The organism is Priestia sp. FW507-14D1A (assembly GCF_058781295.1).
In genome coordinates this window covers 227,371-239,617 of the sequence record NZ_JBYSWQ010000004.1, presented here as the reverse complement: position 1 = coordinate 239,617, position 12,247 = coordinate 227,371, and the positions used below count along the sequence as shown (strand labels likewise).

Genomic DNA, 12,247 nt, shown 5'->3' with positions numbered 1-12,247 from the left:
TATGGATAATTATTTCGTTACCACTATCCTAATATGTTCTTCCTATTATCGTCTATTTTTTTGCTCAATTTAATAACGTATTCACAATTTTACTGTACTTTCTCACTGTTGCAGCGGAAATGGAATATTGTTTTGCCGCATCGGCTTGAGTAATAGACTGGTTTTGTTCTTTCGCCCATATATATGTGACGGCTGCGGCCCATGCATTTACGTTCACATGCTGAAAATCATAGGATTGTTTATATACCTGTACATATACATAAAACCAAAAGCTTAAAAGATCCTGGATATCACTTTCAGTCTGCGATTCCATCTCCAGTTCAATAACATCTGCCACCTCAAAAATCACATGGTGTTTATCCTGCCATACATACGTATATACTTCATCTAAAAGTGTACTCATATGTATGGACGACTTGATTTCTTCTAAAAGAAGCAGACGCTGTTGTTCAGGAAGCTTCTTCGCCATATACAGGCTGTAAAGCTGATCATGAACATTTTTTGTTGCACATTTCTTTTTCGCTGTAATATCCACTTTCGATTGAAAAACCTTCGCAGCTTTTTGACTGATGCGCCAAGGCTCCTCTCCTTCTTTATCAGGAACGTCTTCCAATGCCAGCTTCCACATTTCTTTAGCGAACGCTTCACGCCCGGTATAGTAAGAAGCATATGAGAGCCAATAATGAAATGAGTTGTCTCCTTGAAATCCTTGTGTATAAAGCTTTTTTAACCATCTGTATGATAGTTTGTATTGACCAATCAATGCAAATGTTGCTCCAAGCTTATAGCGGTGTTCAAATGACATTGGATAAACGCGGCTAAGCCCGTCTGTAAGCTCCTCAACTTCTTTATGCTTATGGCAATAATAATAGAAAATCAGCTGATTGCATAACGCATGAAGATTTCCAGGGTTTTTCTCCAATACTTCATTCAGCAAATCCATTGCCTCATCAATTTTATTTAAATAAAAATAAGCTAACGCTAAATTATTATATGCAGACCAGAATTCTGGATACTCATCAATTATTTCAGTTAACAAATCCACTGCTTCTTCAAAATTCGTTGCTTCAAGCAGTCTTTTTGCTTGTTCTTGTTTTATAATCAGCATGTCGCCTAGCTGATTTTTAGGCTCTTCATCTTCTTCATCCACATCAATTGATAGTAAATCTAACAGATCTGTAGCCGATCGAAAGAGGTCACCATTTGGAAAATGCTCAATGTAATACATCGCGTATTTTTTTGATTCTTCAAACAGTCCAAGATGCGCATAGCTGTTAGCTATATAGTAGTAACAGCTTCCTAATGTATCGTCCATATGATGAATCACATGGAGAAAAAGCTCGTTGGCATCTTGATAATCTCCCCGCTCCGTTAAAGCTACTCCAACATTTGTAAGAAGCTGTGGATTACGGGCATTTTCTTTGTTTGCACGCGTTAAATACTTGAGCGCTTTATCCGACTCCTCTTCTTCAAACGCCTGCAGCGCTTTTTCGAAATAGAAGTCACCCGTTTGCGAAAATGGAATTACTTGTGCCATTTTTTGAATTACTTTTGAGTGTTTTTCCATTAAGCCCTCCAAATAAGTTGATAATTTCGACGTTCGTAGTATATCACATTTGCCAAGAAGTTTAATACCTCTATTCAAAAAAGGAGCCTGCAAGCAGTCGTTTCTTGACGCAAATAAGAGAAGGTTTTGCCTCTTTTATCTAAAATGAGACAACTCCTTCTCTCTTTTCACTATGTAGCTATTAGCTAGAGTGACGCTCTTTTAATACTGATAGGACATCGTCTAAAGGCAGCTTTTGCTCACGAAGTAAAACAAGTACGTGGTACAATAAATCTGCAACTTCCCACTTCAGCTCATCATGGTCACGATTTTTTGCTGCAATAATGACTTCACCAGCTTCTTCTCCTACTTTTTTGAGGATTTTATCTACGCCTTTATCAAACAAGTACGTCGTATAAGCTCCTTCTGGCATTTCAGCTTCACGCTTAGCGATTACTTCTTCTAGCTCATTAATAATAGCAAACCGATTATCATTTTGTTTATTTTCACCAAGAATTGTTTCATTAAAACAGCTGTAAGCCCCCGTATGACAAGCAGGACCTTGAGGCTCCACCTTTACAACCAGAGAATCAGCATCACAGTCATATGCCATGCTTACAATCTTTTGTGTGTTTCCCGAGGTTGCGCCCTTGTGCCACAACTCTTGTCGAGAACGGCTGTAAAACCATGTTTCACGTGTATCAATTGATTTTTGAAGTGATTCTTCGTTCATATAAGCCAATGTTAAAACTTCTTTGCTCACAGCATCTTGTACAATAGCCGGTACAAGTCCATCACTGTTGAATTTAATGTTTTCAATCGTCATCGAATGCTCACTCCTTGTTGTTTTGCATAGCTTTTAATTTCTTTTACAGATGTTTCTTTATAGTGAAAGATCGAAGCCGCCAAAGCCGCGTCAGCTTCTCCTTTTTCAAACGCATCGACAAAATCTTGACCATTTCCTGCTCCGCCAGAAGCAATAACAGGAACGCTCACTGCTTGGCTAACTGCTTTGGTTAATGCTAAATCAAACCCTGACTTTTCGCCGTCTTTATCCATACTCGTTAACAAGATCTCACCCGCACCGCGCTTCACTGCTTCTCTTGCCCAGTCGATTACTTCCCAGTCCGTTGCGTTGCGGCCTCCGTGTGTATAGACTCGCCATGATTGTAAACTTTCATCGTACTTAGCATCGATGGCTACCACAATACACTGAGCTCCAAAAAAGTCAGACCCTTCTGTAATGAGTGCTGGATTGAGTACGGCCGCTGTATTTAATGACACTTTGTCTGCACCAGCACGAAGCATTCTCTTCATATCTTCTAATGCATTAATTCCTCCGCCCACCGTAAAAGGAATCGCTAGCTGAGATGCTACTTCTTCTACAACATGTACCATCGTTTTGCGTCCTTCATGAGAAGCAGAAATATCCAAAAAGACTAATTCGTCTGCGCCTTCTTCATCGTAAAACTTCGCCAACTCTACAGGATCTCCTGCATCTCGAAGTTCCACAAACTGAACTCCTTTTACCACACGGCCGTCCTTTACATCTAAACAAGGAATGATTCGTTTTGTAATCATTACGCTTTCACCTCTTGAAGTGCTTCAGCTACTGTAAACTTATTTGTATAAAGTGCTTTCCCTACAATCGCACCAATAACGCCGTCAGCTTCATACTTCTTTAGTGCATCTAGATCAGCAAGTTTACTAACTCCCCCTGATGCAATCACACCTTTTCCAGTAGCCTTAGCCATTTCAACAATTCCTTCCACATTAGGACCAGACAGCATGCCATCAGTAGAAATATCCGTGAAAATAAATGTTTCCGCACCAGCATTAGCCAATTCTTTTCCTAGTTCTGTCGCTTTGATTGTAGATGTTTCCACCCAGCCTTCCGTCGCAACATAGCCGTCACGTGCATCAATACCAATAGCAATACGTGCACCATATTCCTTCAGCATTTTTTTCACAAATTCAGGATTAGAAATAGCTGCACTTCCTAAAATAACGCGGTCAATTCCGTTTTCTAAATAGTAAGCAACATCAGCTTCTGAGCGAATACCTCCTCCAATTTGCACACGTACATTTAATTTCTTTTTCACGCCTAGCACAAATTCATCATTTACGCGCTTGGCCGCTTTTGCGCCGTCTAAATCAACCATGTGAATCCACTGAGCGCCTTCACTTGCGAATTGTGTGGCCATATCTACCGGAGAATCTCCGTACACCGTTTCTTTTGTGTAATCTCCTTGAAGCAAACGGACGCACTTTCCTCCGCGCATATCAATGGCTGGATATATTTCAAATTTGCTCATACGATGGGCTCCTTTTCTCTACGAAGTTTGCATAATTTTGCAGCATTTGCATTCCGATTGCACTGCTTTTTTCAGGGTGGAATTGAGTGCCAAATACGTGTTCTTTTCCAACAACTGCTGGAACTTCAACATCATAAGGACTTGTTGCTAAAAGCACGTCTTGGTCATTTGTTTTTACGTAATAAGAGTGAACAAAGTACACGTGACCTTCACTGATTCCATCAAGCAGAGCAGACGGCTGATGAAAATTTAAAGAGTTCCAGCCCATGTGCGGAACTTTATATGTCTGTCCTTCAGCAGTAATGCCGGGAATACGCTCGACTCTCCCTTTTAACAGTTCCAGCCCTTTTGTTACGCCGTTTTCATCGCTTTCTTCAAATAAAAGCTGCATACCTAAACAAATTCCAAGCAAAGGCATTCCTTTTGCTACTTCTTCTTTAATAAAGTCCGTCAGCTTTGTTTGATTCAGCTGTTCCATCGCATCTTTGAATGCTCCAACTCCAGGAAGAATCAGCCCTTTTGCCTTTCTTAGCTCAGCAGGATCTGCCGAGATAATATAATCATAGTTTAATCGTTCAAGAGCTTTACTTACGCTGTATAAGTTGCCCATCCCATAGTCGATAATTCCAATCATTTACAACATCCCTTTCGTCGAAGGCACACCTTTGACACGCGGATCAATCGTTGTCGCTTCGTCCAAAGCACGTGCTAAAGCCTTAAACACCGCTTCAATAATGTGGTGTGTATTTTTGCCGTAGTGTACAATTACATGTACATTCATGCGAGATTCTAATGCAAATTTCCATAAAAATTCATACACAAGCTCTGTATCAAATGTACCGACGCGCGACGCGGGAATGTCACCTTTAAATTCAAAATGAGGACGATTGCTTAAATCTACTACCACTTGAGCCAACGCATCATCCATTGGTACAAAAGCATTTCCATAGCGTTTAATTCCTTTTTTATCACCGAGCGCTTCTTTGAACGTTTGACCAAGGCAAATACCGATATCTTCCGTTGTATGGTGATCATCAATCTCCGTGTCCCCATCTGCTTTTACATCAAGGTTAAACTGTCCGTGCTTTGTAAATAAATCGAGCATATGATTTAAAAAAGGAACGCCTGTATCAATGCTCGCTTTTCCTTCTCCATCGATTCCAATCGCTAATGCAATATCCGTTTCGTTTGTTGTACGTTTAATACTTGACTCTCTCATTGTGAAACTCCTTTCAACTGTGCATGTAATAGATAAAGAAAAGAACATTTCTACTCTTTTCTTTTAATCTCCACCTTATTTTTTAAAGCGTTCTTCAACCGCCCTTGCATGAGCTTCTAGCCCTTCTAAACGAGCAAACGCTGCGATCTTCGAGACATTTTTCTGCAGGGCTTGTTGGCTGTATGAAATGATACTAGACTTCTTCACAAATGAATCAACTGATAAAGGACTTGAGAATTTTGCTGTCCCATTGGTTGGAAGAACATGGTTTGGTCCCGCGAAATAATCGCCAACAGGTTCTGAGCTGTATCTTCCTAAAAAAATAGCACCGGCATGACGAATGGAACCTAAAAGTTCAAGCGGACTTTCAGTCATAATTTCTAAATGTTCAGGAGCTAATTGATTAACAGCTTCAACAGCTTCTTCTAATGACCCTGTCACATAAATAGCACCATGGTTATCAATAGAAGGTTTTGCAATTTCTTTCCGAGGTAGAGATTCCACTTGTCTTTCCACTTCTTCTTTAACAGCTTCGGCTAATTTCATAGAAGGCGTTACTAAAATGCTTGAAGCTAATTTGTCATGTTCTGCTTGAGATAATAAATCAGCTGCCACTTCGTTCGGCTTAGCCGTTTCGTCTGCTAGTACGACAATTTCACTAGGTCCAGCAATTGAGTCAATGTCTACTAATCCATATACTTCTCTTTTCGCTAATGCAACAAAGATATTACCAGGACCTACAATTTTATCGACGGGTTTAATTGTTTCTGTTCCATAGGCAAGTGCTCCTATCGCTTGAGCTCCACCTACTTTATAAATCTCTTCGACCCCAAGCTCATTCGCTGCTACCACTACTCCAGCAGGCAGCGCGCCGTCTTTTCCTGGAGGTGAAACCATCACAATACGTTTTACCCCTGCCACTTGAGCAGGAATGACATTCATTAAAACGGAAGAAGGATACGCCGCAAGGCCTCCCGGTACATAAACACCTACTGCATCTAAAGGCGTTACTTTCTGCCCTAAAATGGTGCCGTCTTCTTTTGTTGTCATCCAAGACTGCTCGACCATTCTTTCGTGGTAATCACGAATGTTGTCAGCCGCTTCACGAATGATTGACAGCATGTCTACATCAACCAGCTCATAAGCACGCTTCTTTTCTTGTTCCGTCACAAGTAAAGAAGAAAGCTCAACGCCGTCAAATTTGGCTGTGTATCTTTTTAAAGCTTCGTCTTTTTGCTCTTGCACCTGCTTTAAAATATTTACGACAATTTCTCTTTGAGCACTCGTCCCTTGATCAATCGTACGTTTTAAGCTCACTTGTTCTGTTACACGTGTAATTTTCAATGTATGTCACCTCTTTTATACAGGTTGAACCACTTGGGCTAAACGATTCACTAAATCATCAATTCGTTCGTCTTTTAAACGATAGCTCACAGGGTTCACAATCAAACGCGATGTAATATCTTCAATGTGCTCTAATTCAACAAGTCCGTTCTCTTTTAGTGTTTGTCCTGTTGATACAATATCAACGATCCGATCAGCCAGGCCGATTAAAGGCGCTAATTCAATGGAACCATTCAATTTAATAATTTCTACTTGCTCTCCTTGCTCCCTGAAATAAGTAGATGCTACATTTGGATATTTGGTTGCCACTTTTTGAGCAATTTCTGATTTTTTAGCATTAGGCAAACCGGCAACGGCCAGATGACATTTACTAATATTTAAATCCAACAGCTCATAGACATCTCTTTCTTCTTCTAACATTACGTCTTTACCTGCAATACCAAGATCTGCTACTCCGTATTCTACATAAGTAGTAACGTCCATTGGTTTTGCTAAAATAAAGCGCATGTTCTCTTCAGGAATGTCTACAATCAGCTTGCGCGAATCGTCAAATTCTGGCGGCAATTGAAAGTCTGCTTGACGCAAAAGTTCAGCTGCTTCTTCAAAAATACGTCCTTTTGGCATTGCAATTGTTAATAGTTCACTCATTATTGTCCCCCCTTGCCTCGTTTTCCAATTAGAAACGTGACTTCTTCAAACTGTGAAGTAAATACATCAACATCATCAACGCCTGCAATTTCCTGAGTCACTACCCGGTATCCTTGCTTGCGCTGTTCAGCAGCTAAAGCTAATGCCTCATCTAAACGCTCCTGGCTATATAATATGCCGTATACTGCTGAAGGCTCATATACTTCTTCGCCCAGCGCTTCAATTAAGCGGTCGAGCTGAATTCCAAATCCTGTAGCTGGTGTTTTAGACGCGAATTTTTCAAGAAGCTGGTCATAACGTCCTCCATTACCGATATGGAAACCAACGTTTTCAGCAAAGACTTCAAATAAAATACCTGTGTAATAGCTCATATGACTGACTAAGTTAAAATCAATTTTAATTTCATCCGTTACACCGTATGCATCAAGCATGTTCCATAGCTTTTTCAAATCACCGGCTGCTTTTTTGCCACCTTCGTTTTCAACTAGTTCAACCGCTTCTTCAATCTTCTTTTCATCTCCGCGCAGGTTAAGCAGCTGAAGGAGACGCTGTTTATCAATAGAAGATAGATTCAAATCTTTTACATGATTACGATACCCCACGTAATTTTTCTCATATAAAAAGCGGCGAAGCACGTTAGCACGTTCTTCATTTCCGACAATTTCTAAAAAAAGTGAATTAACAAACCCGATGTGGCCAATTGCCACTTTAAATGATTTAAGTCCCGCTCTTTTTAATGCGCCGATCATGAGAGCAATCACTTCAGCATCGCTGCTCATCGTAGCATCTCCAATTAGCTCCACGCCTATTTGCTCAAACTCCGCCGGGCGGCCGCCCTCACGCTGCTGAGCTCGGAATACATTTGCTTCATAAGCTAAGCGCAAAGGAGAATTATTTAAAAGTTTTGAAGCGGCCACACGTGCAAATGGCGTTGTTACATCCGGTCGCAGCACAAGCGTATGCCCTTCTTTATCTAAAAGTTTAAACAATTGTTGATCTAAAATAGCTGATGCGCTTCCTACCGTCTCGTAATATTCCACAGTAGGCGTTGCCATATATTGATAGCCCCAGCTGCTGATTTCATCTGCCAGCTGATTGCGAACTTGTTTTTTTCTTTCAAAAAGAGCTGGCAGGGTATCTCTCATTCCAAGGGGTTTTTCAAACATAAATAACTTTGACATTCCGACACGTCCTTTAGGCTTGATTTTATCTATTAAGGAACCATTGATAGGTTGTTTTTACTTTATCACACTAATGTATTAGCGAAATAACAAATTAAAGTTATTGATAGTTTACACCCGATAAAGTCAGCCGTCAACCGCCAGCTGTTCAAATTTACAAAAAAAGCCACAGCTTAGTTCTTGCTAAGTTGTGGCTTTAGGTTCTGCTTCCCTGCGCTTTTCCATTTCTTCTTTTGTATAGATGACACGCATAGGGTTACCTCCAACAAAGAAACCGGGTGCTACATCTTTATGAACCACCGTTCCAGCCGCTACAACCGCTTCATTGCCGATTGTTACACCTGGAAGGATGGTGCTATTTGCTCCAATCATCACTTCATCCCCAATGATGACATCTCCAAGACGATATTCCGTTATCAGATATTCATGAGCGAGAATAGTTGTATTGTATCCGATAACCGTATTGCGTCCTACTTGTATTTTTTCAGGAAACATAATATCGAGCATTACCATAAGGGCAAAGGATGTTTGAGGTCCTACTTTCATCCCTAAGCACGTTTTATACAGCCAGTTTTTCATCGAAAGAAAAGGCGTATAGCGAGCGCATTGAATGATTAGGAAGTTGCGCACTACTTTCCAAAAAGGCACGGTCTTATAGACATGCCAAAGGGAATTAGCTCCTTTAACCGGATAGCGCGTCGTTTTTCTCACTGACGTTCTCCTTTTAATATATCAATTAAATCCGTCATATTCTCTAAAATAATATCAGGATTATAAGAAGCGATATGATCTCTTCCTTTTGCACTCCAAGCAACTCCAGCTGTTTTCGTATAAGCTCTTTGGCCAGAAACGATGTCGTGATGGTTATCTCCCACCATCAGCGCTTCTTCAGGTTTAGCATTAAGCAGCTTCAGCGCTTTTTCTACTGGCTCAGGATGCGGCTTTGCATTTGTGACGTCTTCAATTGCGACAATCGTATCAAAGAACTGGTCTAACTTTGTTAACTTAAGCCCCATCATGACCGTATTTCTTTGCTTTGTTGTGACAATACCTAATTTATAATTCTGCTCGTGCAGCCATTTAACTGTTTCAAGTACGCCTTCAAATTCTTTAACAAGCAAATCATGATTAGCTAGATTATGCGTGCGATACATCTCAATCATTTCGTTTACTTTCGTTTTATCCATTTCTACAAACGTGTCGTATAAAGGAGGTCCCATAAACTGTAAAATATCTTCGCGAGTATATTGTTCAGGATAATAGTGATTAAGCGTATGAGTAAACGAGGCAATAATTAATTCATTGGTATCAATTAACGTACCGTCTAAATCAAACAAAACCGTATTAATCGTCATTATTCATTTCCTTCCCTTGCGTCAAATCAAGTTTGTATAAGTCTTGTAGCTTTTCTTCATTTACGCCTTAGATTGTGCTTCTTCATTCTCTAAGTATTTCTGTTTACTCATTCCCGTCACGCGGCGGACAATAATTAAAATAATGGCTATTACAATCAGTACAAGTGAAACAACTTGAGCGATTCTGAGTGTATGCGTCAGCATTAAACTATCCGTGCGAAGCCCTTCTACAAAGAAGCGGCCAACTGAGTACCAGATTAAATAAGATAAGAAAATTTCTCCTTTTCGCAGACTGGTGCGGCGAAGTACCATCAACAGGATAAATCCTGCAAAATCCCATAATGATTCGTATAAAAACGTAGGATGGTAATATGTACCGTTAATATACATTTGGTTAATAATAAAATTTGGAAGGTGCAACCCTTCTAAAAAAGCACGGGTAACCGGCCCCCCGTGTGCCTCTTGATTCATAAAGTTGCCCCAGCGCCCAATGGCTTGGCCAAGGATTAAACTAGGCGCAGCAATATCAGCCAACTTCCAAAATGAAATCTTTTTTACTTTCGAATATACAATGGCAGTTAATACGCCTCCGATTAAGCCACCATGAATGGCAATCCCACCTTGCCAAATCTGAGGTATTTCATTTAAATGCTTTGAATAGTATCCCCATTCAAAGGATACATAATAAATTCGTGCACAAATAATAGCTATTGGCACAGCAAATAAGATGAGATCAACAAATGTATCTTTTGATAAGCCTCTTCTTACGCTTTCTCTTGTCGCAATATAAAGACCTAATAGAACACCTACACCGATAATTACGCCGTACCAGTAGACCGTTAGAGGGCCAATTTCAAGGAACACGCGATCTAACGGCTGAATAGTTGCTTCCACAAGTTAACACCCTTTCTTATAAATCTTCACGATCTCCTTCTTCAATTACATCTGTTAGACGTGCGGAAAATTGTTCTGCTGCATTAATACCCATACGCTTTAAGCGGAAGTTCATTGCCGCCACTTCAATGATAACAGCTAAGTTTCGTCCCGGACGTACTGGCAATGTAATTTTTGTAACGTCCGTATCAATAATTTTCATTTTATCTTCTTCTAAACCAAGGCGATCATAATGTTTCTGCTGATCCCATGTCTCTAACTGAATAACAAGTGAAATTCGCTTATAGCTTCGTACAGCTCCTGCGCCGAATAGCGTCATCACATTGATGATCCCTAGTCCTCGAATTTCAAGCAAATGCTCGATTAAACCAGGCGCATTTCCTACAAGCGTGTCTTGATCTTCTTGACGGATTTCCACACAGTCATCGGCTACTAGACGATGTCCCCTCTTAACAAGCTCTAGAGCTGTTTCACTTTTACCAACGCCGCTTTTCCCCATGATTAATACACCAATTCCGTATATATCAACTAATACGCCGTGCATGGCGGTAGTAGGTGCTAGCCGGCTTTCAAGAAAATTCGTTAAATGGCTGGAAAGTCGCGTTGTTTTAAAGCTTGAACGCAGCACAGGAACTGATTCACGCTCTGAAGCTTCGATAAGTTCTTTCGGTACATCCATTTCGCGCGAAACAATGATAGCCGGCGTGATATCTGTACACATCTTTTCCATTCGAACTTTTTTTTGTTCATCATCTAATTGTTTAAAAAATGATAGTTCTGTTTTACCTAACAGCTGGATACGTTCTGCTGGGTAATATGTAAAATAACCTGCCATTTCAATACCTGGACGTGAAATATCACTTGTTGAAATAGGGCGGTCGATTCCTTCTTCTCCGCTAATAAGCTCTAATTTAAATTTCTCAATGATGTCTTTTGTACGTACTTTAACCACCATGCATCCTCCTTTTATGAACAGTCATATATCTGTTCATGTCTACAGTATATCCAACTCTCGCTTTTATGTCGCGTTTGGTTCTACTAGCCATTTTATTTTATCATTAATACAGAAAGAAAAGAAAAAAAGATGGCATAGGCTGCATCGCCTTGCCATCTTTTTCAGAAAATTAAATATTACAAGAAAGTTATCTTCTATTTTGAAGCGGTTCAACAATCACTCGTTGAATAAGCGCATTTAAAAGCGACATAATTACTGAGGCTAAAAGTGCTGTACCAAACCCGTCAATATTAAAAGAATCTCCCATAACACTTTGTGTAATCATCAGCGTAATGGCATTAATGACGAATAAAAACAGCCCAAGCGTAAGAAATGTCACCGGCAGGGTAAGTAAAATTAAAATTGGCTTAACAAACACGTTCAAAATAGATAGAATCAAGCTGGCGATAATAGCTGCACTGACTGATTCCAAGTGGAAAGTGTCGATATAACCTGCAATTACGATTAATACGAGGGCATTGATTAAAATACTAATGATTCCACGCAATAACATCTTTAGAAATCTCCTTCTTCATTTGGAACTAAAAACACAAAAATCATATATAAAATGACCGGAGTACCTACTGTAAAAAATAAACTGATGATAAACAATACGCGGAGTAGTGAAGCATCTATTCCGATATACTGAGAAATACCGCCGATAACACCCGCAAGCTTGCGATTTGTTCGCGAACGATACAACTTTCGCACGTTAATCATCTCCTTTGTTTTTTTACTAAAACAAGCGTTT

Annotated in this window: 15 protein-coding genes; all 15 read right to left on the bottom strand. The window is 40.0% G+C overall.

Annotation, left to right across the window (positions count from 1 at the left end):
• Positions 1–64: 64 nt before the first annotated feature.
• Positions 65–1,567, bottom strand: coding sequence for a tetratricopeptide repeat protein (locus AC3WJG_RS16830; protein WP_050688922.1), 1,503 nt, complete (start codon positions 1,565–1,567; stop codon positions 65–67).
• 181 nt (positions 1,568–1,748) lie between these two features.
• Positions 1,749–2,372 (bottom strand): bifunctional phosphoribosyl-AMP cyclohydrolase/phosphoribosyl-ATP diphosphatase HisIE, encoded by a 624-nt coding sequence (hisIE, locus tag AC3WJG_RS16825; RefSeq protein WP_013059715.1) that lies wholly within the window; start codon positions 2,370–2,372, stop codon positions 1,749–1,751.
• Positions 2,369–3,127 (bottom strand): imidazole glycerol phosphate synthase subunit HisF, encoded by a 759-nt coding sequence (gene hisF, locus AC3WJG_RS16820; protein ID WP_025752585.1) that lies wholly within the window; start codon positions 3,125–3,127, stop codon positions 2,369–2,371. Before hisF ends, hisIE begins: the two co-directional genes overlap by 4 nt.
• The gene (gene hisA / locus AC3WJG_RS16815) at positions 3,127–3,861 is read right to left on the bottom strand and encodes a 1-(5-phosphoribosyl)-5-[(5-phosphoribosylamino)methylideneamino]imidazole-4-carboxamide isomerase (protein ID WP_025752584.1); all 735 of its coding nucleotides are present in this window, start codon (positions 3,859–3,861) and stop codon (positions 3,127–3,129) included. Before hisA ends, hisF begins: the two co-directional genes overlap by 1 nt.
• Complete coding sequence (hisH, locus tag AC3WJG_RS16810) at positions 3,848–4,495, bottom strand: imidazole glycerol phosphate synthase subunit HisH (RefSeq protein WP_028409649.1); 648 nt, start codon at positions 4,493–4,495, stop codon at positions 3,848–3,850. Before hisH ends, hisA begins: the two co-directional genes overlap by 14 nt.
• A complete protein-coding gene (hisB, locus tag AC3WJG_RS16805; protein ID WP_025752581.1) occupies positions 4,496–5,080 on the bottom strand; it encodes an imidazoleglycerol-phosphate dehydratase HisB in 585 nt (194 codons plus the stop codon). It abuts the gene before it with no gap.
• 75 nt (positions 5,081–5,155) lie between these two features.
• The gene (hisD, locus tag AC3WJG_RS16800) at positions 5,156–6,424 is read right to left on the bottom strand and encodes a histidinol dehydrogenase (RefSeq protein WP_060745840.1); all 1,269 of its coding nucleotides are present in this window, start codon (positions 6,422–6,424) and stop codon (positions 5,156–5,158) included.
• A gap of 15 nt (positions 6,425–6,439) precedes the next feature.
• On the bottom strand, positions 6,440–7,072 hold the full coding sequence (hisG, locus tag AC3WJG_RS16795; RefSeq protein ID WP_013059721.1) for an ATP phosphoribosyltransferase: 633 nt from the start codon (positions 7,070–7,072) through the stop codon (positions 6,440–6,442).
• On the bottom strand, positions 7,072–8,253 hold the full coding sequence (locus AC3WJG_RS16790; RefSeq protein ID WP_492588417.1) for an ATP phosphoribosyltransferase regulatory subunit: 1,182 nt from the start codon (positions 8,251–8,253) through the stop codon (positions 7,072–7,074). The genes hisG and AC3WJG_RS16790 overlap by 1 nt, the downstream gene beginning before the upstream one ends.
• 183 nt (positions 8,254–8,436) lie before the next feature.
• On the bottom strand, positions 8,437–8,964 hold the full coding sequence (locus AC3WJG_RS16785; RefSeq protein WP_028409652.1) for an acyltransferase: 528 nt from the start codon (positions 8,962–8,964) through the stop codon (positions 8,437–8,439).
• Positions 8,961–9,608, bottom strand: coding sequence for a pyrophosphatase PpaX (gene ppaX, locus AC3WJG_RS16780; protein ID WP_028409653.1), 648 nt, complete (start codon positions 9,606–9,608; stop codon positions 8,961–8,963). The genes AC3WJG_RS16785 and ppaX overlap by 4 nt, the downstream gene beginning before the upstream one ends.
• A 60-nt stretch (positions 9,609–9,668) precedes the next feature.
• A complete protein-coding gene (gene lgt / locus AC3WJG_RS16775; protein ID WP_028409654.1) occupies positions 9,669–10,502 on the bottom strand; it encodes a prolipoprotein diacylglyceryl transferase in 834 nt (277 codons plus the stop codon).
• Between the two features lie 16 nt (positions 10,503–10,518).
• Complete coding sequence (gene hprK, locus AC3WJG_RS16770; RefSeq protein ID WP_013085404.1) at positions 10,519–11,454, bottom strand: HPr(Ser) kinase/phosphatase; 936 nt, start codon at positions 11,452–11,454, stop codon at positions 10,519–10,521.
• 190 nt (positions 11,455–11,644) lie between these two features.
• Positions 11,645–12,010, bottom strand: a complete 366-nt coding sequence (locus AC3WJG_RS16765; RefSeq protein WP_013059727.1) for a phage holin family protein — start codon at positions 12,008–12,010, stop codon at positions 11,645–11,647.
• A gap of 2 nt (positions 12,011–12,012) precedes the next feature.
• Positions 12,013–12,207, bottom strand: coding sequence for a PspC domain-containing protein (locus tag AC3WJG_RS16760; protein ID WP_013059728.1), 195 nt, complete (start codon positions 12,205–12,207; stop codon positions 12,013–12,015).
• Between the last annotated feature and the right edge of the window lie 40 nt (positions 12,208–12,247).

What these genes read in the sequence shown, in the direction of transcription:
- AC3WJG_RS16790 (WP_492588417.1), bottom strand. Translation starts at nt 8,253, where the DNA reads ATGTCAAAGTTATTTATGTTTGAAAAACCCCTTGGAATGAGAGATACC.
- ppaX (WP_028409653.1), bottom strand. Translation starts at nt 9,608, where the DNA reads ATGACGATTAATACGGTTTTGTTTGATTTAGACGGTACGTTAATTGAT.
- AC3WJG_RS16765 (WP_013059727.1), bottom strand. Translation starts at nt 12,010, where the DNA reads ATGTTATTGCGTGGAATCATTAGTATTTTAATCAATGCCCTCGTATTA.
- hisF (WP_025752585.1), bottom strand. Translation starts at nt 3,127, where the DNA reads ATGATTACAAAACGAATCATTCCTTGTTTAGATGTAAAGGACGGCCGT.
- hisG (WP_013059721.1), bottom strand. Translation starts at nt 7,072, where the DNA reads ATGAGTGAACTATTAACAATTGCAATGCCAAAAGGACGTATTTTTGAA.
- hisB (WP_025752581.1), bottom strand. Translation starts at nt 5,080, where the DNA reads ATGAGAGAGTCAAGTATTAAACGTACAACAAACGAAACGGATATTGCA.
- hisIE (WP_013059715.1), bottom strand. Translation starts at nt 2,372, where the DNA reads ATGACGATTGAAAACATTAAATTCAACAGTGATGGACTTGTACCGGCT.
- hisH (WP_028409649.1), bottom strand. Translation starts at nt 4,495, where the DNA reads ATGATTGGAATTATCGACTATGGGATGGGCAACTTATACAGCGTAAGT.
- AC3WJG_RS16830 (WP_050688922.1), bottom strand. Translation starts at nt 1,567, where the DNA reads ATGGAAAAACACTCAAAAGTAATTCAAAAAATGGCACAAGTAATTCCA.
- hisA (WP_025752584.1), bottom strand. Translation starts at nt 3,861, where the DNA reads ATGAGCAAATTTGAAATATATCCAGCCATTGATATGCGCGGAGGAAAG.